The sequence below is a fragment of the Bradyrhizobium sp. CCBAU 21365 genome, from assembly GCF_015291305.1.
GTDB classification, from domain to species: Bacteria; Pseudomonadota; Alphaproteobacteria; order Rhizobiales; family Xanthobacteraceae; genus Bradyrhizobium; species Bradyrhizobium elkanii.
Genome location: NZ_CP030036.1, coordinates 81,910 through 106,262, shown reverse-complemented (window position 1 = coordinate 106,262; position 24,353 = coordinate 81,910). Strand labels below are relative to the sequence as shown.

Sequence of the window (24,353 nt, the reverse complement as noted above, 5' to 3'; positions counted from 1 at the left end):
TTGAGCGAACAATCGGGGCCCCGGCGCAAGCCGGGGCCCTTTTGTTTGGAGGTATCCGTAGCCCGGATGAAGCGCAGCGAAATCCGGGACTTTCTATCCGCGCTGCTGAAGCCTCCCGGACTACGCTTCGCTCCATCCGGGCTACCGATTTCTCTTCCCCTTCCCCCTGAAAGGGGGAAGGTCGGGATGGGGGTCAGTCACAGGCGATGCTGCTCATGGCGAGAGTTGATCCCCACCCGCTTTGCTCTGGCGAGCAAAGCGACCTCCCCTTTTCAAGGGGAGGTTAGGGCGCGGCCGGGATCAAGCGCACGTGCACCGGGGCTACGAGTGCCTCCGGATACGAGCCTTGTTTTCTTCATATTGCGTCGCAATTGATGTATTTGGCTAAGCTGATAGTGACGCTGCGACTGCAAAACGCGCGGATTGCGCGCTGACCATTCCTGGAGAGATCGGATGTCGCTGGATTCAGACGTGATCGTCGATCGCCGCCGCATCAGGCGCAAACTGACGTTCTGGCGCGTCGCCGCCGCGGTCATTGCGATCGCGGCCATCGTGGGCGTGGGCGTGGTCGCCGCCGGCGGACGCGGCACCTTTTCGACATCGAACACGATCGCGCGGGTCAATATCGACGGACTGATCCGCAGCGACCAGGATCGCGTCGAGGCGCTGGAGCGGCTCGGCAAGTCGAGCTATGCGGCTGTTGTCGTGCACATCAATTCGCCCGGCGGCACCACGGCGGGCTCCGAGCAGCTTTACGACTCGCTGATGCAGCTGAAGGCGAAGAAGCCGCTTGTCGTCGTGGTCGAGGGGTTGGCCGCCTCGGGCGGCTACATCACGGCGATCGCCTCCGATCATATCGTCGCCCAGCAGACCTCGCTGGTCGGCTCGATCGGCGTTCTCTTCCAGTATCCGAACGTTTCGGAATTGCTCAAGACTGTCGGCGTGAAAATGGAGGAGATCAAATCTTCCCCGCTGAAGGCGGCGCCCAACGGCTTCGAGCCGACCAGCCCGGAGGCCCGCGCCGCGATCGACGGTCTCGTCAAGGACTCCTATGCATGGTTCCGTGGATTGGTGCAGCAACGGCGCGGCATGGACGACGCCCTGCTGGAGAAGGTCGCCGACGGTCGCGTCTTCACCGGCCGGCAGGCGGTCGATCTCAAGCTGGTCGATCAGCTGGGAGACGAGAAGACCGCGATCGCCTGGCTGGTTGCGGAGAAGAAGGTCAAAAGCGACCTGCCGGTGCGCAATTACAAGCTTAATCCGCGGTTCGGCGACCTGACCTTTCTGCGCACGGCGGCGTCCGTGACGCTCGATGCGTTCGGTCTTGGCGCGATCGCGCGGCGGATCGAGCAGGGCGGCGTGGCCGAGGCGGTCGACCGGTTCGGGCTTGACGGCATGCTGGCGCTGTGGAGCCCGGCTGGAACCAACTGATCGGCTGCCAAAGGCGTGCTCGTCAGGCTATTCCCGCTTTGCGGGAATCGTCGCATGCCCCAATTGGGCTATTTGTCACGTGATTTCGCGACGCTCTAAATCGATTTAGCGTCTTGACAGTGCACGGCATTTTCACGGAAATGGGTTTCCGCAAGAGCCCGGATCCCACTTTCGATGATCAAATCCGAACTTGTTCAGCGTATCGCCGAGCACAACCCGCACCTCTATCAGCGGGATGTCGAGAACATTGTGAATGCGATTCTCGATGAAATCGTCGCGGCGCTGGCTCGTGGCGACCGTGTCGAGCTGCGCGGTTTTGGCGCATTCTCGGTGAAGCACCGCCCGGCGCGCGCCGGCCGCAATCCACGCACCGGCGAGCATGTGCCGGTCGACCAGAAGAGCGTGCCGTTCTTCAAGACCGGCAAGGAAATGCGCGAGCGTCTCAACCGCGACGTGACCGAGGCGGGTGCCGCCAAGGTCGATGCGCCCAAGGCTGATGCTTAAGGCCGACGCCTAAACGCCACGCCAGGCGTTGCCGTGTTGCGGGCGATGCGCCCGCATTTGCTCCATCGCTGCGAGAGATGGTCATGCGAAAGTTCTTCACGGCAGTGGTCATCATTCCGCTCGGACTGATCTTCATCATCTTTGCGGTCGCCAACCGTCACTGGGTGACGGTGTCGTTCGATCCCTTCAATTCGGTGACCCCCACGGTTGCGGTCACGCTGCCGCTGTTCGTCGTCATTATCGCCTCCGCTATCCTCGGCGTGATCGCGGGCGGCATCGGAACCTGGTTCAAGCAAGGGCGCTGGCGCCGCGCGGCCCGGCAGCACGAGGCTGACGCCCGTCACCTCCGCGCCGAGCTCGCCGACCTCCGGACCGCCGCCTCCCGGGACGAGGCGCAACGCCGTCCCGCCCCGGCCCTATCAGGCTTTTACGGGGCCGCCGGGCGAGACAAGCAGGGCGCGACGTTGTAGAACCCGCCCCGTCGGACCGGGGTCCACCCCGGTTCCGGCCGCCCGAAAACCCGTTTTGAGACCCGTTTCGAGACCATGCCCCTGCTCGTCAAAATCTGCGGCCTGTCCACGCGCGAGACGCTCGACGTCGCGCTTGAGGGCGGTGCCGACATGGTGGGGTTCGTATTCTTTCCGCCGTCGCCGCGTCACATCAGCCTCGAGACCGCGCGCGAACTCGGCAGCCGCGCCAAGGGCCGCGCCGTCAAGGTCGCCCTGACCGTCGATGCCGACGACGCGACCCTGGAAAACATCGTCGAGACGCTGCGGCCGGATATCCTGCAATTGCACGGCAAGGAGACCACGGCGCGGCTGCGCGACATCAAGGCGAAGTTCGGCCTGCCGCTGATGAAGGCGCTGCCGGTCGAGACGGCAGCCGACCTCGCCTCGCTGCCGGGTTATGCCGGCGTCGCCGATCGCATCCTGTTCGATGCCCGCGCGCCGAAGGATGCCACGCGGCCGGGTGGCCTCGGCGCACCGTTCGATTGGCACGTGCTGGAAAATCTCGATCTCGCGCTGCCCTACATGGTCTCCGGCGGGCTCAACGCCGACAATGTCGCTGAAGCTGTCCGCGTCACGCGCGCCGGCGGCGTCGATGTCTCGTCGGGTGTCGAGGGCACGCCCGGCGTCAAGGATCCCGAATTGATCCGCGCCTTCATCCGCGCCGCGCGCGCAACCCAGCCTTCTTCACCTCTCCCCGTTCACGGGGAGAGGTCGCCCGCGCAACGCGCGGGCGGGTGAGGGGGCTTGCAACGATGATCGAGCGAGCGGAGAAACCCCTCACCCCACCCCTCTCAGAGCGAGCTATGCTCGTCTCGGCCCCGCAAGAGCGGGGCGAGGGAGCGGAAACAGCGCCGCAAGCCGGCAAGAAGAACTGATGGTTCGATGAATCCAAACCTGCCCAATTCCTTCCGCAGCGGCCCTGACGAGCGCGGGCATTTCGGCATTTTCGGCGGACGCTTCGTTGCGGAAACGCTGATGCCGCTGATCCTCGATCTGGAAAAGGCCTATGCCGACGCCAAGGCCGATCCGGCGTTCCAGGCCGAGATGAACGTCTATCTGAAGGACTATGTCGGCCGGCCCTCGCCGCTCTATTTCGCCGAGCGGCTCACCGAGCATCTCGGCGGCGCCAAGATCTATCTGAAGCGCGAGGAACTCAATCACACCGGTTCGCACAAGGTCAACAATGTGCTCGGCCAGATCATGGTCGCGCGCCGCATGGGCAAGAAGCGCATCATCGCCGAGACCGGCGCCGGCCAGCATGGCGTGGCGACGGCAACGCTGTGCGCGCGGTTCGGGCTGGAATGCGTGGTCTATATGGGCGCGGTCGACGTCGAGCGGCAGCAGCCGAACGTGATCCGCATGGAGATGCTCGGCGCCAAGGTCGTTCCGGTGCAGTCGGGCGCGCGCACGCTGAAGGACGCGATGAACGACGCGCTGCGCGATTGGGTCACCAACGTGCACGACACCTTCTATTGCATCGGTACGGTGGCGGGGCCGCACCCCTATCCGATGATGGTGCGCGACTTCCAGTCGATCATCGGCCACGAGACCCGCAAGCAGATGCAGGAGGCCGAGGGCCGCCTGCCGGATTCGCTGATCGCCTGCATCGGCGGCGGCTCCAATGCGATGGGTCTGTTCCATCCGTTCCTCGACGATCCCTTGATCGAGATCTTCGGCGTCGAGGCGGCCGGTCACGGACTGACGCAGCTGCATGCCGCTTCGCTCGCCGGCGGGCGTCCCGGTGTGCTGCATGGCAACCGCACCTATCTCTTGATGGACGCCGATGGCCAGATCGAGGAAGCGCATTCGATCTCGGCGGGCCTCGATTATCCCGGCATCGGCCCGGAGCACGCCTGGCTGCACGAGACCGGCCGCGTGAAGTATCTCTCGGCGACCGACGAGGAGGCGCTGGCCGCCTTCCAGCTTCTCTCGCGGCTCGAGGGCATCATCCCCGCGCTGGAATCGGCGCACGCCATCGCGAAACTGTCCGAGCTCGCACCGCAGCGGCCGAAGGATCACCTGATGGTGGTCAACCTCTCGGGCCGCGGCGACAAGGACGTGCCGCAGGTCGGCGACATCTTGAAGGCGAGGAAGAAGTGACCACCCGTATCGACGCACGTTTCGCCGAGCTGAAACAGCAGGGCCGCTCCGCTTTCGTCACCTTCGTGATGGCCGGCGATCCCGACGCCAAGACCTCGCTCGACATCCTCAAGGCGCTGCCGAAGGCCGGCGCCGACGTCATCGAGATCGGCATGCCCTTCACCGACCCGATGGCCGACGGCCCCTCGATCCAGGCCGCCGGTCTGCGCGCGCTCAAGGGCGGCATGACGCTGCGCAAGACGCTGGCGATGGTCCGCGACTTCCGCAAGGACGACAACGCGACGCCGATCGTGCTGATGGGCTACTACAATCCGATCTACATCTACGGTGTCGACAGCTTCCTGGCCGATGCCAAGGCCGCCGGCGTCGACGGCCTGATCATCGTCGACCTGCCTCCGGAGGAAGATACCGAGCTCTGCATCCCCGCGATGAAGGCCGGGCTGAACTTCATCCGGCTGGCGACGCCGACCACCGACGACAAGCGTCTGCCGGCGGTGCTCGCCAACACCTCGGGCTTTGTCTATTACGTCTCGATCACCGGCATCACCGGCGCTGCGACCGCCGATTCGAAGGTGGTCGCGGAAGCCGTGGCCCGGATCAAGCGGCACACCAAGCTGCCGGTCTGCGTCGGCTTCGGCATCCGCACCCCGGAGACGGCGCGCGCGATCGCCGAAAACGCCAACGGCGCGGTGGTCGGCACCGCGATCGTCGATGTGGTGCGCGCCAACCTCGATGCCGAGGGCCGTGCGACGCCGAAGACCGTGAGCGCGGTGGCGGACCTGGTGTCGGCGCTGGCGCAGGGGGTCCGGGGCGCCAAACAGGCCGCTGAATAAGCCACATTTTGCGGCAAAAAGGCCGCGTACGGCGGCTTGCCGGGTTTGCCCGGCCGGCCATATATCCAGCTGGTGCGGAACCGATCCGCATTTCGGAGCGAACCATGAATTGGCTCACCAACGTCGTCCGGCCGAAGATCCGCAACATCCTGCGGCGCGAGACGCCGGAAAACCTCTGGATCAAGTGTCCGGATTCCGGGCAGCTCGTGTTCTACAAGGACGTCGAGGCCAACCAGTTCGTGATCCCCGGCTCGAACTACCACATGCGCATGGGCGCGGTGGCCCGGCTGAAGTCGATCTTCGACAACGAGACCTGGTTCGACGTCGCGCTGCCCGAGGTGACGGCGGATCCGCTGAAATTCCGCGACGAGCGCAAATATGTCGACCGCATCAAGGACGCCCGCACCAAGACCGGGCTGAACGACGCGATCAAGGTCGGCTACGGCAAGCTCGAGGGCGCCGGCGTCGTGGTCGCGGTGCAGGATTTCGATTTCATGGGCGGCTCGCTCGGCATGGCCGCCGGTGAAGCGATGGTGCGCGGGCTCGAGCTCGCGGTCGAGAAGAAGTCGCCCTTCATCGTGTTCGCCGCATCCGGCGGCGCGCGGATGCAGGAAGGCATCCTGTCGCTGATGCAGATGCCGCGCACCACCGTCGGCGTGCAGATGCTGCGCGAGGCGCGCCAGCCCTACATCGTGGTGCTGACCAATCCGACCACCGGCGGCGTCACCGCATCCTATGCGATGCTCGGCGACATCCAGATCGCCGAGCCCGGCGCGCTGATCGGCTTTGCCGGCGCGCGCGTGATCGAGCAGACCATCCGCGAGAAGCTGCCGGACGGCTTTCAGCGCGCCGAATATCTGCGCGAGCACGGCATGGTCGACATGGTGGTGCACCGCCACGAGATGAAGGCCACGCTGGCGCGGCTGTGCCGCCTGCTGACCAAGGCGCCGGCGCTCGAATCCGCATCGAAGCCCACGGCCGCGGTCACCGAGCCGGCCCAGATCGTCACGGCGCCGGAGACGGTGCCGGCCGCGCCGCACGCGTGACCGCAAGCGCCGCCCCATCGCAACCCTCGTTTGAGGCGTTGATCGCGCGGTTATCGGCGCTGCATCCCAAGCGCATCGATCTCAGCCTCGATCGCATGCGCGGCCTGATGGAGCGGCTCGATCATCCCGAGCGCAAGCTGCCGCCGGTGATCCATGTCGCCGGCACCAACGGCAAGGGCTCGACCATCGCCTATCTGCGCGCGATCCTGGAGGCGTCGGGCCTGCGCGTGCACGTCTTCACCTCGCCCTACCTGGTGCGGATCAACGAATGCTACCGGCTGGGCGCCGTCGGCGGCGGCAAGCTCGTCGGTGACGATGAGCTGCGCGAGACGTTCGAGCACTGCGAGCGCGTCAACGCCGATAGTCCCATCACCATCTTCGAGATGGAAACGGCGGTGGCGTTCTGCCTGTTCGCCAGGCATCCTGCCGATGTCGCATTGCTCGAGGTCGGGCTCGGCGGCCGGCTCGATTCGACCAATGTGGTCGAGGCGCCGCTCGCCTCGGTGATCGCGCCGGTCAGCATGGACCACATGGAATTCCTCGGCGACAATCTGACGGCGATCGCCGGTGAAAAGGCCGCGATCATCAAGCGCAAGGTGCCGGTGATCTCGGCCGAGCAGGCGCCGGATGCGATGGCTGTGATCGAGGCGCAGGCGAACCGCATGCGCGCGCCGCTGCATGCGGCCGGCCAGCAATGGCATGTCGGCGTCGAGCGCGGCCGGCTGGTGTATCAGGACGAGCGCGGCTTGCTGGATCTCGCCGCGCCGAAACTGTTCGGCCGGCACCAGTTCGACAATGCGGGCCTCGCGATTGCGACGCTGCGCGCGATCGATAAGTTCAAACTCAACATCGCGGCCTTTGAAGCCGGCATCGTCAATGCGGAATGGCCGGCGCGAATGCAGCGGCTGGTTTCCGGCGCGCTCGTCGGTTTGGGACCGCAGGGCTCCGAGGTCTGGCTCGACGGCGGACACAATGCCGAGGGCGGCCGCGTCGCGGCCGCGGCGCTCGGCGATCTTGAGGAGCGCGTGTCGCGGCCGCTGGTCGTGATAACAGGGATGATGGCCAACAAGGACGCCAACGCTTTCCTCGCCAATTTCGCCGGATTGACCCGCCACATCATCGCGGTCCCGGTGCCCGGCCGCGACAACGGCATGGCGCCGGACAGGCTGGCTGACGCCGCGCGGGCGCTCGGCATGCGGGTCGAGATTGCTGATGGCGTCGCCGCCGCCTTGCGGCGGCTTGCCGCGCTGGCCTATGAGGTGCCGCCCCGCATCCTGATCACTGGCTCGCTGTATTTGGCCGGTCCCGTGCTTGCGGCCAACGGCACGCCTCCTGCATGATGTCGGTGTCGTAGCCCGGATGGAGCCAACGGGTCGCGCGAACGCGCGCCCGATGACAGGCTCCGCGAAATCCGGGGCCTTTCAATCCGTCGCGGAAGCCCTCCCGGATTATGCTTCGCTGCATCCGGGCTACGGGAGGACAACACACCATGCGTTTTGCTGCGATCGCCGACATCCACGGCAATCATCTCGCACTCGAAGCCGTGCTGTCGGACATCCGTGCGCAGGGCATTCGGGACATCGTCGACCTCGGCGACATGGTGAGCGGGCCGCTCGACGCCCGGCCGACGATCGATATGCTGATGGCGCTCGATGCGGTCCATCTGCTCGGCAATCACGACCGCTATCTGATCGACCGTCCGCACGAGAAAATGGGCTCCTGGGAGCGGCTGACCTATACCCAGCTCGAACCGCGGCATCTCGACTGGCTGCGCACGCTGCCGGCGAATTCGGTCTATCGCGACGAGGTTTTCCTCTGTCATGCAACGCCCCAGGATGACGAGATCTACTGGCTCGAGACGGTGCTGCCGGGCGGCGAAGTCTGCATGTCCTCGCTGGAAGCGATCGAGGCGAGAGCCGCCGGCGTGCCGCAGTCCCTGATCCTCTGCGCACATACGCATACTGCGCGCGCCGTGCGGCTTCGCGACGGCCGGCTGATCGTCAATCCCGGCAGCGTCGGCTCGCCCGGCTATCGCGCCGGCAAGCCGCATCCGCATGTCGTGGAGGCCGGTTCGCCCGATGCGCGCTACGCGATCCTCGAACAGGTCGACGGTGGCTGGGACGTAACCTTCCGCCACATCCCGTACGACCATACGGCAATGGCGGCGCTGGCTCGGCGCAATGGCCAGGCCGAGCTGGCCTCGGCGCTGGCGACGGGATGGATCAGGTAAAACAAAACGGCCGGCTTGTCGCCGGCCGTTCCGCAAATCAGCTAATTCGAATCGGATCAGACCGCAGCGGTGATCCACTGCTGCAGCTTGGCCTTCGGAGCGGCGCCGACCTGACGGGACGCCATCTCGCCGCCCTTGAAGATCATCAGGGTCGGGATCGACATCACGCCGTACTTCGACGCGGTCTTCGGGCTCTCATCGACGTTGAGCTTCACGATCTTGACCTTGTCGCCCATCGCGCCGGAAATCTCATCGAGAGCGGGCGCGATCATGCGGCAGGGGCCGCACCACTCGGCCCAGAAGTCGACGACCACCGGCCCGGTCGCCTTGAGCACTTCGGCTTCGAAATCGGCGTCAGAAACCTTGCCAACGGCCATGTGAGTACCTCGTTCGGTTGAGACAAAAGGGCGCGGTTGAGAATCGCGCCCGGGAGCATGGGTCAAACCTATGAACGCCCCCTTGCCGGGTCAAGCTTGCTCACGCCGACATGAACTTATGCCAGGGCGGCGTCCAGCGCGGAGGCAGAAATCTCCATGATTTCAGTCGTTTCGGTCCAGAGCAGGGCGGCCCGGACGGGCAGCCGGGGATAAAGCCTGGCGAGCACCGCGCGGTACAGCGCGAGCTGCCGGACGTAGCCCCGCGGCGCCTCGGCGGCGGTCTTGGGCGGGGCATGGTTGGTCTTGAAATCGACGATCAGGACGTCGGTCGGCGTCACCACCAGGCGGTCGATCTGGCCCGAGACCAGCGCCTTCGGCTGGCCCGGCCGCTCCAGCCGCCCGACGATCGAGACTTCCGCGCGGCTGCCAGGCGCGAACACGGCGGCAAAGCGCGGATCGGCGATCAGGCCGAGCACCTGATCCGCGAGCGCGGCCTGCTCCTGTTCGGACCAGCCGTCGGCATTGCGCGCGAGGAAGCCGAGCGCGGCGGCGCGCCGCCGCCCCAGGGCGACGTCGGGCAGCGATTGCAGCAGGCGATGCACCAGCGTGCCGCGTTGCAGGGCGCGGGCGCGCAGCAGCACCGATTCGCCGGTTCGGATCGGATGGTTGTCGCCGTCAGCCGGATCGGACGGACGCAGCATGCTCGCCGTTGATGCTTCCGGTGCGGCCGGAGCACGCAGCCAGGACGGCAGCGCGATCGGCACCGCGGCCGCTGACGCAGTCGCGCCGGTGAGATCGGCGACGTCATCCGGCCGCGAATAGCGCATCACCTTGCCGCCTGGCGTCTCCAGCTCCTCGAGCTTGAGCCCGGAATTGGCGAGTCCCTTGGTGATCAGATCGTACCAGGAGGATTTCCGCACCGTGTTCATGTTGCCGGGCATGCAGCCGCCGACGATCAGCCGGTCGGCGGCGCGGGTCATCGCGACATAGAGCAGGCGGCGATACTCGTCCTCGGTGTCGCCGAGCATCGCCTTGCGCGCATCGGCGACATTGGGCGGGTCCTCGGCCTTCTTGCCGGCCCACACCACGACGCCGGGCGCGTTCGGCGCGGCATTGCCCTGCGGCAGATGGATCAGCCGCAGCCGCTGCGTGTCCGACGGCGAGGTCGTGGTGTCGACCAGGAACACCACCGAGGCCTCGAGGCCCTTGGCGCCGTGCACGGTCATGACGCGAACCTCGTCGCGCGAAATCTCCATGTCGCGCTTCACCTCGGTGTCGGCGGCGCGCAGCCAGGCGACGAAGCCCTGCAGCGAGGCCGGCGCCTTGCGCTCATAGCCAAGCGCAAGCTCGAGGAATTCGTCGAGCGCGTCGTTGGCTTCATGGCCGAGCCGGCGCAGGATGCGCGCCCGCCCGCCATCGCCGCCGAGCAGCCAGGCGTAGAACGCGAACGGCGTCTCCTGGGTGAAGCGGCGCTCGCATTGTTCGAGACGGCGCAGCGCGGCCGAAAATCGTTCGTCGGTCGGTGCCTGCGCGGCCAGTGCCTCGCGCAGCGAGCCGCGACGCTGATACGCCAGCTTGAACAAATCGTCGTCGTCGAGGCCGAACAGCGGGCTCTTCAGCGCCACCGCGAGCGCCAGATCGTCCTGCGGCAGCAGCAGCGCGTCGGCGAGGTTCATCAGGTCGATGATCGCGATGTGCTCGGTCAGCTTCAGCCGGTCGGCGCCGGCGACCGGGATGCCGGCGTGCTTCAGCGCCTGGATCACCGCATCGAAGGCGTTGCCGCGCCGCCGCACCAGGATCAGCATGTCGCCGTAGCTGAGCGGCCGCCGTCCACCGCTGCTGCCGGTCATGGTGCCGCTGGCAACGAGGCGCTTGATCTCGGCCTGGATGCGCCTTGCCAGCTTCACCTCGGGGCTAGTCACCGACACGCCGTCGAACGGCGCGCGCCAGCCCTCGATGTCCTGGCGATCGTCGGCAACCGCGAGATCCCAGAGCTCGATCAGGCTGGGGCCGGCGTCAGTCATCGCATTGTGGATCGGGTAGCCGTTCTCGACCGCGTGAATGCTGCGGAAGATGTCCTGCTCGCGGAACACATGGTCGACCGAGTGCAGGATCACCGGCCCCGAGCGGAACGAATAGGTGAATGACACCGGGTCGAATTTCAGCCCGGCTTCCTCGAACCGCCGCTTCAGCTCGCGCCGCCTGAGGTCGAATTCGCGCGGCGCCGCGCCCTGGAACGAGAAGATCGACTGCTTCTCGTCGCCGACCGCGAACACGGTGCGCACCAGGCCATCGCGCGCGCCGGCGCCGGAGGTGAATTCCGAGATGATGTGCGCGACGATGTCCCATTGTCGGGGGCTGGTATCCTGCGCCTCGTCGATCAGCACGTGATCGACGCCGCGGTCGAGCTTGTAATGCACCCAGCCCGACGAGACGCGGTCGAGCATCGCCAGCGTCTTGTCGATCAAATCGTCATAGTCGAGCAGGCCGCGCTCCAGCTTCTCGCGCCGGTAATGCGCGGCCGCCGCGGTCGCAATGTGGATCAGCGCCTCGGTGCGGTCGCGCGCGACCACGGCGCGGCGGCGTTCGATCAACGGACCGAGACGGTCGGTCTCCGCCTCGAACCGGTGGCCTGCGACCGAATTCTTCTTGATGAAATTGTTGGTGACGACAGACGCGCGCGGCGCGCGGTCGTCTGTGAGAAAGACGCCGAGATATTCGTCGACCTGGGCTGCGCCGGTGAAGGTCAGCGCGGCTCGCAGTCGCTCGGCCTGCTTCTGATCCGCCTTGCTGCTGGTATCGAGGAGCGTAGCCATCTCCTTCCAGCTCGCGCGCGGCAGGTTCGGCCCGTCGACGATCTCGCGCTCGACATCCTCGATGCGAATATCGGAGGGGACGCCGAGCGCGGCCGACATCTGCGCGGCGGCGGCCGCGGCGTTGCCGGCGGCATCGGTCCAGGCCATGAAATGGTCGCGGCTGAGGCAGGCCTCGCGGACCACCTCCTTGAAAGTGACGTCGGCGGCATTTGCCATCGCCGTCCGCAGCGCGCGGCCGATCGGACTGTCGGGAATCCGCGACGCTTCGAGGAACACCGCGAGATTGGCGCGCTCCATCATCTCGTTCTGGTCGCGGTCGTCGAGCACGGCAAAGCGCGCCGGCACGTTGGCCTCGAACGGAAACTGCTGCAGCAGGCGGGTGCACAGCGCGTGGATCGTCTGCACCTTCAAGCCGCCCGGTGTCTCCAGCGCGCAGGCAAACAGCTTGCGCGCCTCGCGCCGCAACGTGGCGGAAGGGTGGGCGATACCGGCCTCGCGGATCGCGGCGTCGAGCCCGGCGTCGTCGAGCGTCACCCAATGGCCGAGCGTCGTGAACACGCGCTCGGCCATGTTCGCCGCGGCCGCCTTGGTGAAGGTGATGCAGAGGATCTTTTCCGGCGGCACGCCCGACAGCAGCAGGCGGATCACGCGCTGCACCAGCACATGGGTCTTGCCCGAGCCGGCATTGGCCGACACGAAGGTCGACGCTTTCGGATCGGACGCACGCGCCTGCGCGTCGCGCACGGCGGGCGGGATGGGCCTGATAGCCTTCACCATTCCTCGATCCCCAGGCCGCCGGCGGCGGACCATTCCTTGATGCGCGCGAGGTCGTCATAGGCGCCGTAGCGGTTCGCCCACATCGAGAGGTTCAGCGAAGTGTAGGCCTGCTGCTCGTCGTCGAAGGCGCGGATCAAGGCCTCCAGCTTGCGCCGCGCGCTGTCGGCGGCCTCGTCGGGCGGCTGCGGCGTGTCGCTGGTCTTGATCTTCAGTTCCAGCGAACGCTGCTCGCCCGGCGGGTTGTTGCCGCTCAGCCTGACATAGACGAGGTCGCCGACCGAGGAGCCGGCCGGGATCTCAGCGAAGCCGCCCTCGCGCAGGATCGCGGCTTCCAGGGTGAGCTGCGGCGACAGGCCCATCCGCACCTGCTTGCCGGTCGGCGGCTGGCCGGTCTTGTAGTCGAGGATCGCAAAGCTGCCGTCGTCGCGCCGCTCGATGCGGTCGGCGCGCGCCGAGAGGGTGAAGGTCCTGGCATCGTCGAGCGGAATGCCGATCTCGCCGCGGATCTCGGCCTTGATGGCTTCGATCTGGCCGCGCCGGGCCTGCTCCCATTCGGCAAACCACGCCGCGATGCGCTGGAAGCGCGGCCACCACAGCGCCCGCGCCTCGGGCCGCTCCATCAGCGGCGCGAAATATTTGGCCCCGATCTCGCGCAGCGTGCGCAAGGTGTCGGGAGGCAGCGCATCGGCATAGACCTGCGTGAACTCGCCGAGCGCCTCGTGAATCGCCGAGCCGCGATCGGCCGCCGACAACGGCATGTCGACGGGGTCGAGCGGATCGAGCTTCAGGATATAGCGCGCATAGATGGTGTAGGGATCGCGCAGCCAGTCCTCGATCGCGGTGACCGACATTTTCAGCGGCCGTGCCTCGCGTGGCGGCCGCGGCTCCGGCTGCGGGATCGGCTCGACCTTGTCGGGCCGGTCGAGCTCGGCGGCATATTGCACGTAAGTTTCGCCGGCCGATGTCGCGGCCTTCCAGCGCGCTTCGCCGGCAACGGCTTCGAGCCGGTGCAGGAAGCGCGAGGCGACCGCCGGCGCGCCGCCGACTTTTGCGGCGTGGGTGAGGACCACCTCGTCATGGCCGAGCAGCTGCGCAAAGTCGTGCGCGGACAGGCCGATGCGCCGCTCGGGAAGATCGAGCCCGAGCTCATGCCGCATCGGCCGGCTCAGCCAGGGATCGATCCGCGGCGCCGGCGGCCAGACGCCCTCGACCAGGCCGCCAAGGATGACGCGATCGGATTCGGTGAGACGCGCTTCGAGCTGGCCGAAGATGTTGAGCTGCGCGCGCGCCGATTCCGGCCGCCGCACCATGCGGTCGGCGAACGCGGTCTGGAACACCTCGGGATAATCGGCGAGCGGCGTCATCAGCCCGCTCGGCTGCTGCTTGGCGAGCAGCTCGTCGAACGCGGACGCCAGCGACGCACCGGCGCGCTCCTCGAACACGATAGCAACGCCGTTCTGGTCGCCGGACAGCGCGATCAGGGCCTCGCGGTGGCGCGCGGCGAGCTCGGCGAAATCATAGGGCTTTGACGACGCCATGCCTTCCAGCGGCGCCAGCGCCACCTGCAATCTGGCGATCAGACCCTCGGCCTGGTTGAGCTCGTTGTCGCGCAGCCGGGCGCGCGGCTCCATCGCGTGCAGCGACGAGGTCTCGCCGCCGTGCAGTTTGACCAGCTCGGCGCGGAAACGCGCGAAGTCGCGCGCGAGGCCGCCGGTCCCGGCTTGCGGCCGCGTACCGCGCAACAGCGCGATCTCCAGCACCTCGATCGCACGCCGCAGCGCGCCATGGGGGCCGCCGAGCCGGAACAGCGGATGCTTGAGCAGCGCGAGCAGCGTCGGCGGCTCCAGCCCCTTGGCTGCAGCCTCCGCGGTCAGGCGGGCGAACACGCCGGCCGGCGTTTCCATCAGCGCATCGCCGCCGGAATCGTCGAACTCGAGCTTCCAGCGCGTCAACGACGCCATCACGCGGCGCGCCAAAGCGCGATCCGGCGTCACCAGCGCGGCCGATTTGCCGAGATGGCGCGCCTCGCGCATCGCGACCGCGATCGCCAGCGCCTCCATTTCCGGATTGGGCGCCTCGACCACGGTGAGGTTGGTCATCCCCGCGGAAATCCGCGCCACGATCTCCGGCCGTTCCAGCCGGTCATGCCATTGCGCGGTCGCGGTCGAGGGACGCATCGTCTCCGACACCAGCACCTCGCGGCCGAGCGGCGCAGGCTCGGCAAGGCTCTCGACATCGCGGCGCTTGATGCCGAAGCGGTCGAGCAAGGCGTGCATCGCGAATTGCGGATGGTTCGACGAGGGCGGCGTTACGAACCTGCCGTCGTCGCCGCGCTCGCCGCCGATCGTGTCCCAGGAGTCCTCGTCGAGGTCGGTGTCGAGCCCGGGCAGCACCACGGCGCCGTTCGGCAGCTTCGCCACCGCGTGCAGGAATTTCGCCGTCGCCGGCATCGAGCCGGTCGAACCGGCGGCGATCACCGGGCCCGTGGGATGCGCGGTCAGCCGCGCCGCTTCCGCCTCGATCAGGAGATCGCGGCGCGCGGCGGGCTCGATCCGGCCGATCTCCTTGAGGTAGCTGGGCCAGGCGTCGCGCGCGATGCGCAGGAAGTCGAGCGAGTGCTGCCAATATTTGTCGAGCTGGTCCGGCACCAGGCGGTCGAGCGCGCGCCAGTCGACGCCGCGCGTCACCATGTCGTCCATCAGCCGCGCCAGATCGCCGGCGAGTTGCAGCGTCGAGGCCGGGCCGCCGACCACCAGCGGCGCCGACACCGGCGTCTTGGCCCAGGCCGCGACCAGATGCGCCAGCGTCAGCCGGCGCTCGAGCTCGCCGAGCCGTGGCGGAATCTCCAGCGGCGCGGCGCCGCCGACGTCCTCGCTTTGGTCGGCGAAGCTGAGTTCGTCCTCGTCGATGTCGCCAAGCGCGACGATGCGCGGCAGCACGGCAGCGTCAGACTCGAGCACATCGAGGAAGATTTCCCGCGCCAGCCGTCCGGCACGGCGGGTCGGCAGATACAGCGTGGCGTTGGCGAGCCTTGCCGGATCGCTCTGCGGCTCGAATCCCGCGACCAGCCGGCCATCGACCAGCGCCGAGATGACGGTGCGCAGGAACGGCGCAGAAACGGGAACACTGAAGACGCGCATGGGCTGCCTGATTCGAATCCGGCGCCAATATAGGGAGCGGCGGCCGTCGATAGCCACCCCTCTCGGTCAACTTCAGGGCTATCGCATATGAGCTCGGTCGCTCCACAAACTCGTCATGGCCGGGACAAGCCCGGCCATGACGGTGCGGACAAATCCATTTCCTCCCATGTGCGATAGCCCTGCGGTCAACGTCACCGCTCAATATCGCAATCGGCCGGCGCAGCGATCGACGGCATCCAGGAACCAGCGCAACGCCGGATCCCGGGCGGCGCGGCTTGGGTGGATCAGGTCGATCGCGAAGGCGGGGATGTCGATCGGCGGCGCGACGACGGCAATGTCGGCCAGATGCGTGAAGCGCCGGGCGACGCGCTCGGCCATCGTGGCGATGAGATCGGTGCCGGCCACGGCGAACGGAACGGCCACCACATGCGCGAGCGTCACCGCCACCCGTCGCTTCAGTCCATGGCGTGCCAGCAGCGCGTCGATCACGCTCGGCAGGCTGTCGCCGCCGGCCGCCGAGAACAGCGCGTGCGGCAGGGTTGCGTAATCTTTCAGACTGAGGCGCTCCGATCGGTTCGTGCGCGCGGTATCGCGGACGCAGACAAAGCGCTCCTCGAACACCCGGTGCCGGACGCAGCGCGGCGATTCCGGCAGGTGCCCGCCGATCAGCGCATCGAGCTCGCCGCGCTCCAGCTTCGCCAGCGCCACCGTCGCGTCGGTGAGCGGGCGCACGGCAAGGTCAATGCCGGGAGCTTCGATGCGCAGCAGCCGGGTCAGTTCCGGCACCACAACGAGATCGCCGTAGTCGGTCGCGGCGATGGTGATGCGCCGTCGCGCAATGGCCGGATCGAAGCCCTGGTCAGGCACCAGCGCGCTCCGGATTTGCCGCAGCGCTTCGCCGATCGGCCCGGCCAGCGCCAGCGCCTTTTCGGTCGGCTGCATGCCCGCGCCGGCACGCAGGAACAGTTCGTCGGCAAACAGCGCACGCAGTCTTCGCAATGCGCTGCTCATGGAAGGCTGGGCGAGCCCGATGCGCTCGGCCGCCCGGGTGACGTGGCGCTCCTCCATCAACGCTTCGAATGCGACCAGCAGGTTGAGATCGATGGCGGCTAAATTCATTATAGCAATAATGCTTATAAGAATAATCGATTTCAACAATGATTTGCCCCGACCTACGTTTGTTGGCCGGACATGACGACGGGACCCACGAATTTGGCGAGATTTGCGAGGCTGGTGCCGAGCGGGCCGACACTGCTGATCATCGGCGTGCTGGCGGGATTGGCTTTTCCCGCCTTGGCGGATGGCGTGCGCCCGCTGATGGCGGCGGCGATCTTCGTTCTGGTGCTCGGCACCTTCCTCCAGGTCGACGGGACGGCGTTCCGGCGCGCGTTGCGGCGGCCGCTGGTCTGGCTGCTGTTGCCGGCGCTCGCCATGCTGGCGACCCCGCTTGCCGTCGGCTTCGCCGCGCGCGGCGCCGGCTTTCGACCGGAGCTGATCGTCGCATTGGTGCTGTCGGTGTGTGCGCCGCCGTCGAGCGGCACGGCGGCCGTCGCGCGCATGCTCGGCTTCGACGCGACCATTCCGCTTGCCGTGACGCTGCTGTCGATGGCGCTGGCGCCGGTCACCGTGCCGCTGATCGCCGCGGGATTTGCCGATCTTGCGCTCGATCCGCTGGCGCTTGCGACGCGGCTTGCGCTGCTGGTCGGCGCCGCCGGCGCGCTGGCGTTGCTGCTGCGCCGTCAGGCCGCTGCACGATTGGTGCAGCATGCGCGCATCATCGACGCACTCGTGCTCGCCTCGCTGCTGCTGTTCGCGATCGCCACCATGGCCGGGGTGCGCGCTCAGATCGAAGCGCAACCGGTCGCCGCGTTCACCTGCGTCGGCCTTGCCTTCGCCTGCAATCTTGCCCTGCAATTGTGTGGCGCGCTGCTCACGCCGGGCAATCTGGCTGCACGGCTGACCAGCGGCCTCATTCTCGGCAACCGCAATGTCGGACTGGTCTGGTCGGCGATGGGTGCTGCGGTGTCGCCGATGACGGCGTTGTTCTTCGCCGCCACGCAGTTTCCGATTTATATGACGCCGCGGCTGATCGAGATGCTCGTTCGCCGCGAGCGCAAGGAGAATGCCTCACCATGAGCGCGACGATCCTGACCGAAGACCTCGCCGTCCGCTTCGCGCGCATCGCGCTCGGCCATGTCACGCGCGAATATCCGAACAAGCCGGATCACGTGCTGGCGGGGCCGCAGGACGCGCGCACGCCGCGCGAACTGCATCCGGTGTTCTTCGGCAGCTACGACTGGCACTCCTGCGTCCACAGCTACTGGATGCTTGCCCGGCTGCTGCGCCGCTATCCCTCATCCGAGGCGGCGGACGATATCCGCGCGCTGTTCGACGCGCAGTTCGTTGCGGAGAAGATCGCGGCCGAATGCAGCTATCTCGCCGCCCCGACCGCGCGCGGCTTCAAGCGGCCTTACGGCTGGGGCTGGCTGTTGAAGCTCGCGGCAGAGCTCTCGCTGCTCGAGAACACCAATTGGCGCGACCGGATCGCGCCGCTTGCCGGCATCTTCGCGCAGCGATACCGCGATTTCCTGCCGCTCGCCACCTATCCGGTGCGGGTCGGCACCCATTTCAACACCGCGTTCGGGCTGCGCATGGCGGCCGACTACGCCGCAGTGACACAGGACGATGCGCTCAGCGCGCTGTTGCGCGACACGGCGCTGCGCTGGTACGGCGCCGATCAGGACTGCCCTGCCTGGGGTGAGCCGAGCGGCGACGACTTCCAGTCGTCCGCGCTGATCGAAGCGGAGTGCATGCGCCGGCTGCTGGCACCGGGTGACTTCCTGCCCTGGTTCGACCGCTTCCTGCCGCGGCTCGACCTGCGCGAACCTGCAACGCTGTTCCGGCCTGCCACGGTCACCGATCGGTCGGACGGCAAGCTGGCGCATCTCGATGGGCTCAATCTCAGCCGCGCATGGTGCTGGCGGGCGCTGGCCGACGCGTTGCCGGCGGCCGATGCCCGTCGTCCGATCCTGCAGGATGCCGCGCGACGCCATCTCGACGCCGGCCTGCCGCATATCGCCAGCGACTATATGGGCGAACACTGGCTTGCGAGCTTCGCGGTGCTCGCGATCGACGCCGAGGGCTGACGACGGCGCCGCCTACGCGACGCTTTCCAGGTAGGCTTCTTCCGCGGCCTGGATCGCGTCGGGAGTCCCGACATGCATCCAGACGCCGTCGAGGCGCAGGCCGAACAGTCGCTCCTGCTCGTTGGCGCGGTCGAACATCTTGGTCAGCGAGAATTCGCCGGCCGGCGCGTCGGCGAACAGCGCAGGCGACATGATCGCGGCGCCGGCATAGACGAACGGCACCACCTGGTGCTCGCGCCGCTTGCGCAACGCGCCATCCGGCAACATCGAATAGTCGCCGCGCCCGCCATAGCCGGTGCTCGAGGCGGTCGGCGCCATCAGCAGCAGGATATCCATCCGCGCGGGATCGAAGGTTTCCGCGAGCCGCGCCAGATTGGAGCGCACGCCGTCGATCCACATCGTGTCCGCGTTCAGATGATAGAACGGCGCATCGCCGAGCAGCGGCAGCGCCTTCACCACCGCGCCGCCGGTGCCGAGCACCTGGTCGCGCTCGTCGGAGATGATCACGCGCGGACGGCTGCGGGTCTTGACGTGCTCGATGATCTGGTCGGGCAGATAGTGCACGTTCACCACGGCTTCGCTGACGCCGGCGCCGGCGAGCTTGTCGAGCACATGGTCGAGCAGCGGCTGGCCGGCGACGCTGACCAGCGGCTTCGGCATCGTGTTGGTCAGGGGGCGCATGCGCACGCCGAGGCCCGCAGCGAGCACCATGGCTTTATGGGGAGTGACAGGCATCTTCCGGATATTCTCGGTCATCATCTCTCATGCGCCGATCATATCACGGCGATTCGGCAAGCACATCAATCAGACGCCATAGTCATCGGACATGACGGCCGTAAGACGGCAATGACGACCCTGGCCTAGACGTCGGCAGCTTGCGTGCCGCGCCTGGCAGTTTTCTTCTTCTTGTCGCCCTGTTTGAGAAAGTTGACGCCGATCTGGTCGCCATTGACCCATGCCAGCTCGCAGCGGCGATAGGCCAATCCTGTGGACGACAGCAGCAGAAAGAACTCCTTCAGGTTCAGGCCCTCGACCGAGCCGTCGACGGAGAGCTTGGCGCCCGTCTCCGAGACGTCTTCCATGGTGCAGTCGCGCCGCCAGGTGCCGTCGATGCCCATCATGTGCGCCGCTATGCCGCGCTCAAACGTGACACGATCGCCCTTGCGACGTTCCGTCCCCATCGTGTGGTCCCGCTCCAGATCCGGCCGCGCCATGGATCAGGTGCGGGCTCCGCAACCTTAGGGGACGCGAGGCTAATAACCCGTAAACTACGGTACTGGAGGAGGGACGTTGGCTGTGTACCAGATGCGGAAGCTGGTCAGCGCCGGATGCGCCAGCGACCGCTCGAGATAGGTCCAGATCCGCGGCTGGTGCTTGAGATATTGCGGCTTGCCGTCGCGGCGGTTGAGCCGCGCAAAGGTGCCGAGCAGGCGGGTGTTGCGCTGCGCCGACATGATCGCATAGAGCTCGGCGAAGCCGGCCGGATCGAAGCTTTCATCGGTCGCGCGCCGCGCCTTGATGTAGCGGGTCAAGAGCGACAGCTCGAGCTGCTCGGGCACATCGATCCGCGCGTCCTGCAGCAGCGACACCACGTCATAGGCCGCGGGGCCGAGCAGCGCGTCCTGGAAATCGATGACGCCGACGCGCAGGATGCCGGTGCGTTCGGCAAGCCAGATGATGTTCGGCGAATGGAAGTCGCGGATCACCCAGGTCCGCGGCGCGGCTGCGGGCTTCTCCAGCAGGCCGCGCCACATCCCGAGAAATTCGGCGCGAAGCTCCTCGCTCGGCTGCACGCCGCGGTCGGGCAGATACCATTCCAGCATCAGCCCGATCTCGATCAGCCAGGCGTCGATGTCGAACACCGGGATGTCGTAGCTCTCGTCTGACGTCAGCGGCAATTGCTCCGGCAGCACCTCGCGGTGCAGTGCCGCCAGCATGTCGACGGCGGCCTCGTAACGCTCGGCGATCGGCTGCGGCGGATCGCCCTCGATGATGCCTTCGGCGCCGAAATCCTCCGTGATGAGGAAGCCGGATCCGAGGTCGATGTGACGGATCGCGGGCGCGGAGAAACCATGCTTGCGCAGGCCGTTTCCGATCGCGACGAACGGCCTGACGTCTTCGGCGAGATGCACTGCCGCGCTGTAGGATTGGCCGCTGTAGATCGCCGGGCCGTCGGGACGGCGCGGCGAGTTCATCAGGATGACGGTGCCGTCGTCGTTGCGCAGCCGCGCATAGGAGCGTGTCGAGGCGTCGCCCGGCATGCGTTCGCGCCGGGCATTGAGAAAGCCCGCGCGATCGAGGAACTGGCGCAGCTCGTTGAGCCGCGCGACCTTCGCTGCGCCCTTGCCATGGCCGGTGATCTCGGCCGCGCGCGCCGCCGATCCGAGCGCCGGACGGTGGCTGAACGCGATATCGATGCGGTCGGCGGGCATCGCGTCGGGCGCGCGTTCCGGCCACTCGATCAGTGCCACGATGTCGTCGGGCAGCGGCGACAGCCCGATCTCCTCGAGCTCGCTGGCGTCCTTGATGCGGTAGAGGTCGGCATGGACCAGCGGATACGACGGCAGCTCGTAGCTCTGCGCCAGCGTGAAGGTCGGGCTCGGCACCTCCAGCGCATCGTCGGCGGCGAGGTAACGGATCAGCGCGCGCGCGGCCGTGGTCTTGCCGGCGCCGAGGTCGCCGGACAGCGTGATGACGTCGCCGGCGCCGATCAGCAGCGCGAGGTCGGCCATCAGCTCCGCTGTCGCGGTCTCGTTCGCGAGCGCCACCGAGAATGTCGAGGTTGCCGTCATTCAGCAGCGTTGCGATGTGCGGTCTGGTCGATCGGGAAGTCGCAGGTCACGGTCGTGCCGCGGCCTACGGTCGAATCGACCCGCACCCGTCCGCCATGCAGTTCGACGAAGGAGCGGACCAGCGACAGGCCAAGGCCCGCGCCGCGGTGCCGCGAGCCGTGCGAATGGCTCTCGAACCAGTTGAACACCTTGTCGCGCATCTCGGCCGGAATGCCGGGACCGGCGTCGGTCACCGCAAACACCACGCTGTGCTCGGTGCGGTGCGCGCTGATCGTGACGGTGGCGTCATGCGGCGAGAAGCCGACCGCGTTGGCGAGCAGATTGTAGAGCACCTGCACCACGCGCCGCTCGTCGCCGACGAAGGCGCCGATGTCGGGCTCGATATCGACCTTCAGCGTGATGCGGTCGGTCGCGAGGCGGTCCTGGATGCCTTCTGCGGCAGCCTCGATCGCCTGGCCGATATTGACCGGACCGAGCTCGAGCTTCATGGCGCCGGCGTCGATGGTGGCGAGATCGAGAATGTTGTTGGTCAGCGCCAGCAGCGCGTTGGTCGATTTGGTGACGTAGTCGAGATATTCGGCCTGCTTCGGCGTCAGCGGCCCGGTCGAGGGATCGCTGAGGAAATGCGCGAAGCCGATGATGGTGGTGAGCGGTGCGCGCAGCTCGTAGGAGACGTGGTGGACGAAATCCACCTTCATCTGGTCGGCGGCTTCCAGCGCCTCGTTGCGCTCGCGCAGCGCCCGCTCGACATTTTCGGTGTCGGTGATGTCCTGGAAGGCGAGCAGGGTCTTGCCGTCGGGCAGCGGGATGGTCATGCAATTCAGCACGCTGCCGTCCTTGCGCTCGAGCTTGAGCGCGACCTGGGCGCGGTTCTCGATCGCGGTGATCTGCTCGCGCAGCGTGCGCCAGGTCAGGGCGTCGTCGAACAGCGGCCGGCACAGCGCTTCCACCGCCTCGATATGCGGCTCGCCCTGCAGCGCGTCGGCCGGCAGCTTCCACATCTTGGCGAAGGGCGGGTTGAACAGTTCCGCGCGTCCGTTGCTGCCGAACACCGCGACCGCCTCGCCGAGATTGTCCAGGGTCTCGCGCTGCACCCGCGTCAGGCGGTCGTAGCGGCGGGCGAGGTCGAGGCTCTCGGTGACGTTGTCGAACAGATAGGTGACGCCGCCCTCGAGGTTCGGCGTGGTGACCACGCTGATGGCGCGGCCGTCGGGCAGGAACCAGGTATAGGTCTCGGATTCGACCGCGCGATAGGCTTCGTGCAGCTTGGCCTTCCAGGCGCGGAAATCCGGCTGCTCGGGCAGCTTGCGGTTGGCGCGCAGCCGGTCCAGCACGCTGGAATCGTCGGGGTTGCCGTCGAGGAAGGCCTGGTCGAGGCCCCACAGCCGCCGATAGGACTCGTTGTAGAAGGTGAGCCGCCGGTCGGCATCGAACACCGCGACGCCCGAGGACAATTGGTCGAGGGTGCGCCGGTGCGCCTCGACCATCCGCGCGATCGCCGCGCGCAATGCCGCAGCTTCGCTGGCGTCGATCGCGATGCCGGCGCTGCCGCCGCTTAGCTTGAGCGCCTGCACGTCGTAGATCCGCCGCTCGCCGCTGACCACGATCGGCAGTCGCGCGGCATAATTGGCATTGTCGTTCAGCGCGCGGGTCAATTCGGTGCGCTGGTCGCTTTCGAGCAGTTCGAGATTGCGCTGCAGCGCGTCCGACACGCTCCTGCCCTCGGTGGCGCGGACATAGGCCGCGTTGGCATAGCGCAGATTGCCCTCGAGGCTCTTGGCCCAGATCGGCCATGGCGCGGCGGCGGCGAAATCGCGCAGCAGCTCGGTTTCCTCCTGCAGCGTCTTGTAGCGCAGGTTGGACTCGGCGAGCTCGCGGCGCAGCCCGCCGAGCTCGCGGATCCGCACGATGGCCTGGCCGCCGATCGCGCGGCCCATCGCCTCGATGGCGCGGCCGGCCGAGGTCGAGAGGTTGAGCAGGAACGCCTCGCCCTTCTCGCGCAGCGCGTCGACGGCGTGGTCCATCTGCAGCGCCGGCTCGGGCGGCAGCCAGGTTCCGAAGGCGAGGACGCGTTGCGGCGAGCCTTCCTGCGACATCACCAGCGAGATGTCGCCCGAGATCTGCGGTCGGTTGTCGCCCGCGGCCCAGGAGATCAGGACCTGCGGCTCGACGAACAGCAGCGCGCGCAGCCGGTCCGATTGCGCCTGCAGGTCCGTGATCTCGGACTGCAGCTGCTCTTCGTTGCGGGTCGCGCGCACGCGGGTGCGCATCAAGAGGATCGCGGCGACGGCCGAGAAGCCGACCAGCGCAAGCGACGTCGCGAGGACCGCGACCTCCTGGTGATTGAAGCCGAAATGATCCGACATCGCCTGGGTCACCAGGCTCTCGGCGGCAAACGAGGTGCGGACCGGCAGCAGCGCGGTGATGGCGAGCCCAATCATGCCGTCGCGCGCCAGTGAGGTGCATGACAGCAGGGTTCGACGCATTGCCGCGACTACGCCCGACATATGTTGCCCCAGAACGCACAAACCCCGGGCATGATCCGGAAAAGAGGAGACCGGTGTTCCCTCACGGCAAACGTACAACGTTTGTCCGCCGATCATGCCCAAGCAGGACCAGTCAGCCCGACGAAGACCCCCCGTCGCGCTCGAA

The 24,353-nt window shown here is 67.2% G+C and carries 19 protein-coding genes; 11 read left to right on the top strand and 8 right to left on the bottom strand.

The annotated features are described in order from the left end of the window. The first annotated feature begins 453 nt into the window (after positions 1 to 453). The 9 genes from sppA to XI02_RS00420 all read left to right on the top strand — a co-directional run bounded on the left by sppA (position 454) and on the right by XI02_RS00420 (position 8,653). Positions 454 to 1,431, top strand: coding sequence for a signal peptide peptidase SppA (gene sppA, locus XI02_RS00460; protein ID WP_137478391.1), 978 nt, complete (start codon positions 454 to 456; stop codon positions 1,429 to 1,431). A gap of 174 nt (positions 1,432 to 1,605) precedes the next feature. Then, the gene (locus tag XI02_RS00455; protein WP_016847379.1) at positions 1,606 to 1,935 is read left to right on the top strand and encodes an integration host factor subunit beta; all 330 of its coding nucleotides are present in this window, start codon (positions 1,606 to 1,608) and stop codon (positions 1,933 to 1,935) included. A gap of 83 nt (positions 1,936 to 2,018) precedes the next feature. After that, positions 2,019 to 2,405: a lipopolysaccharide assembly LapA domain-containing protein gene (locus XI02_RS00450; protein WP_026192036.1), complete on the top strand. Its 387-nt coding sequence runs from the start codon at positions 2,019 to 2,021 to the stop codon at positions 2,403 to 2,405. Between the two features lie 75 nt (positions 2,406 to 2,480). Further along, on the top strand, positions 2,481 to 3,182 hold the full coding sequence (locus XI02_RS00445) for a phosphoribosylanthranilate isomerase (protein ID WP_016847381.1): 702 nt from the start codon (positions 2,481 to 2,483) through the stop codon (positions 3,180 to 3,182). Between the two features lie 144 nt (positions 3,183 to 3,326). Next, a complete protein-coding gene (gene trpB / locus XI02_RS00440) occupies positions 3,327 to 4,544 on the top strand; it encodes a tryptophan synthase subunit beta (RefSeq protein ID WP_016847382.1) in 1,218 nt (405 codons plus the stop codon). Further along, on the top strand, positions 4,541 to 5,377 hold the full coding sequence (trpA, locus tag XI02_RS00435; protein WP_018269279.1) for a tryptophan synthase subunit alpha: 837 nt from the start codon (positions 4,541 to 4,543) through the stop codon (positions 5,375 to 5,377). Before trpB ends, trpA begins: the two co-directional genes overlap by 4 nt. Positions 5,378 to 5,481: 104 nt before the next feature. Next, entirely contained in the window at positions 5,482 to 6,423 is a 942-nt protein-coding gene (gene accD / locus XI02_RS00430) for an acetyl-CoA carboxylase, carboxyltransferase subunit beta (RefSeq protein WP_018269278.1), read from the top strand. A gap of 95 nt (positions 6,424 to 6,518) precedes the next feature. Then, positions 6,519 to 7,763 carry a folylpolyglutamate synthase/dihydrofolate synthase family protein gene (locus XI02_RS00425; RefSeq protein ID WP_085964889.1) on the top strand — a complete coding sequence of 415 codons (1,245 nt, stop codon included), beginning with the start codon at positions 6,519 to 6,521 and terminating at the stop codon, positions 7,761 to 7,763. A gap of 149 nt (positions 7,764 to 7,912) precedes the next feature. Then, the gene (locus tag XI02_RS00420) at positions 7,913 to 8,653 is read left to right on the top strand and encodes a metallophosphoesterase (RefSeq protein ID WP_016847386.1); all 741 of its coding nucleotides are present in this window, start codon (positions 7,913 to 7,915) and stop codon (positions 8,651 to 8,653) included. 56 nt (positions 8,654 to 8,709) lie between these two features. Here the strand turns inward: XI02_RS00420 and trxA are convergent, their stop codons facing one another. The 4 genes from trxA to XI02_RS00400 all read right to left on the bottom strand — a co-directional run bounded on the left by trxA (position 8,710) and on the right by XI02_RS00400 (position 16,918). Next, on the bottom strand, positions 8,710 to 9,030 hold the full coding sequence (trxA, locus tag XI02_RS00415; RefSeq protein ID WP_016847387.1) for a thioredoxin: 321 nt from the start codon (positions 9,028 to 9,030) through the stop codon (positions 8,710 to 8,712). A gap of 116 nt (positions 9,031 to 9,146) precedes the next feature. Then, entirely contained in the window at positions 9,147 to 12,623 is a 3,477-nt protein-coding gene (addA, locus tag XI02_RS00410; RefSeq protein ID WP_172646249.1) for a double-strand break repair helicase AddA, read from the bottom strand. Continuing rightward, on the bottom strand, positions 12,617 to 15,763 hold the full coding sequence (gene addB / locus XI02_RS00405; RefSeq protein WP_172646250.1) for a double-strand break repair protein AddB: 3,147 nt from the start codon (positions 15,761 to 15,763) through the stop codon (positions 12,617 to 12,619). Before addB ends, addA begins: the two co-directional genes overlap by 7 nt. A gap of 198 nt (positions 15,764 to 15,961) precedes the next feature. Next, the gene (locus XI02_RS00400; RefSeq protein WP_244980879.1) at positions 15,962 to 16,918 is read right to left on the bottom strand and encodes a LysR family transcriptional regulator; all 957 of its coding nucleotides are present in this window, start codon (positions 16,916 to 16,918) and stop codon (positions 15,962 to 15,964) included. A 57-nt stretch (positions 16,919 to 16,975) separates the two neighbouring features. Between XI02_RS00400 and XI02_RS00395 the strand changes: the two genes are divergently transcribed. Then, entirely contained in the window at positions 16,976 to 17,899 is a 924-nt protein-coding gene (locus XI02_RS00395; RefSeq protein ID WP_245163898.1) for a hypothetical protein, read from the top strand. Next, entirely contained in the window at positions 17,896 to 18,909 is a 1,014-nt protein-coding gene (locus XI02_RS00390; RefSeq protein ID WP_172646251.1) for a DUF2891 domain-containing protein, read from the top strand. Before XI02_RS00395 ends, XI02_RS00390 begins: the two co-directional genes overlap by 4 nt. A gap of 12 nt (positions 18,910 to 18,921) precedes the next feature. Here the strand turns inward: XI02_RS00390 and XI02_RS00385 are convergent, their stop codons facing one another. From XI02_RS00385 to XI02_RS00370, 4 genes are all read right to left on the bottom strand, one after another. Further along, entirely contained in the window at positions 18,922 to 19,644 is a 723-nt protein-coding gene (locus XI02_RS00385) for a nucleotidyltransferase family protein (protein WP_172646252.1), read from the bottom strand. 125 nt (positions 19,645 to 19,769) lie between these two features. Beyond that, positions 19,770 to 20,090 carry a PilZ domain-containing protein gene (locus tag XI02_RS00380; protein WP_028337556.1) on the bottom strand — a complete coding sequence of 107 codons (321 nt, stop codon included), beginning with the start codon at positions 20,088 to 20,090 and terminating at the stop codon, positions 19,770 to 19,772. An 87-nt stretch (positions 20,091 to 20,177) separates the two neighbouring features. After that, positions 20,178 to 21,701 (bottom strand): tRNA (adenosine(37)-N6)-threonylcarbamoyltransferase complex ATPase subunit type 1 TsaE, encoded by a 1,524-nt coding sequence (gene tsaE / locus XI02_RS00375; RefSeq protein ID WP_172646253.1) that lies wholly within the window; start codon positions 21,699 to 21,701, stop codon positions 20,178 to 20,180. Then, complete coding sequence (locus XI02_RS00370) at positions 21,698 to 24,208, bottom strand: PAS domain-containing sensor histidine kinase (protein ID WP_172646254.1); 2,511 nt, start codon at positions 24,206 to 24,208, stop codon at positions 21,698 to 21,700. Before XI02_RS00370 ends, tsaE begins: the two co-directional genes overlap by 4 nt. Positions 24,209 to 24,353 lie beyond the last annotated feature (145 nt).

What these genes read in the sequence shown, in the direction of transcription:
- sppA (WP_137478391.1), top strand. Translation starts at nt 454, where the DNA reads ATGTCGCTGGATTCAGACGTGATCGTCGATCGCCGCCGCATCAGGCGC.
- XI02_RS00455 (WP_016847379.1), top strand. Translation starts at nt 1,606, where the DNA reads ATGATCAAATCCGAACTTGTTCAGCGTATCGCCGAGCACAACCCGCAC.
- XI02_RS00450 (WP_026192036.1), top strand. Translation starts at nt 2,019, where the DNA reads ATGCGAAAGTTCTTCACGGCAGTGGTCATCATTCCGCTCGGACTGATC.
- XI02_RS00445 (WP_016847381.1), top strand. Translation starts at nt 2,481, where the DNA reads ATGCCCCTGCTCGTCAAAATCTGCGGCCTGTCCACGCGCGAGACGCTC.
- trpB (WP_016847382.1), top strand. Translation starts at nt 3,327, where the DNA reads ATGAATCCAAACCTGCCCAATTCCTTCCGCAGCGGCCCTGACGAGCGC.
- accD (WP_018269278.1), top strand. Translation starts at nt 5,482, where the DNA reads ATGAATTGGCTCACCAACGTCGTCCGGCCGAAGATCCGCAACATCCTG.
- XI02_RS00425 (WP_085964889.1), top strand. Translation starts at nt 6,519, where the DNA reads ATGCGCGGCCTGATGGAGCGGCTCGATCATCCCGAGCGCAAGCTGCCG.
- XI02_RS00420 (WP_016847386.1), top strand. Translation starts at nt 7,913, where the DNA reads ATGCGTTTTGCTGCGATCGCCGACATCCACGGCAATCATCTCGCACTC.
- trxA (WP_016847387.1), bottom strand. Translation starts at nt 9,030, where the DNA reads ATGGCCGTTGGCAAGGTTTCTGACGCCGATTTCGAAGCCGAAGTGCTC.
- addA (WP_172646249.1), bottom strand. Translation starts at nt 12,623, where the DNA reads ATGGTGAAGGCTATCAGGCCCATCCCGCCCGCCGTGCGCGACGCGCAG.
- addB (WP_172646250.1), bottom strand. Translation starts at nt 15,763, where the DNA reads ATGCGCGTCTTCAGTGTTCCCGTTTCTGCGCCGTTCCTGCGCACCGTC.
- XI02_RS00390 (WP_172646251.1), top strand. Translation starts at nt 17,896, where the DNA reads ATGAGCGCGACGATCCTGACCGAAGACCTCGCCGTCCGCTTCGCGCGC.
- XI02_RS00385 (WP_172646252.1), bottom strand. Translation starts at nt 19,644, where the DNA reads ATGCCTGTCACTCCCCATAAAGCCATGGTGCTCGCTGCGGGCCTCGGC.
- XI02_RS00380 (WP_028337556.1), bottom strand. Translation starts at nt 20,090, where the DNA reads ATGGGGACGGAACGTCGCAAGGGCGATCGTGTCACGTTTGAGCGCGGC.
- tsaE (WP_172646253.1), bottom strand. Translation starts at nt 21,701, where the DNA reads ATGACGGCAACCTCGACATTCTCGGTGGCGCTCGCGAACGAGACCGCG.
- XI02_RS00370 (WP_172646254.1), bottom strand. Translation starts at nt 24,208, where the DNA reads ATGTCGGGCGTAGTCGCGGCAATGCGTCGAACCCTGCTGTCATGCACC.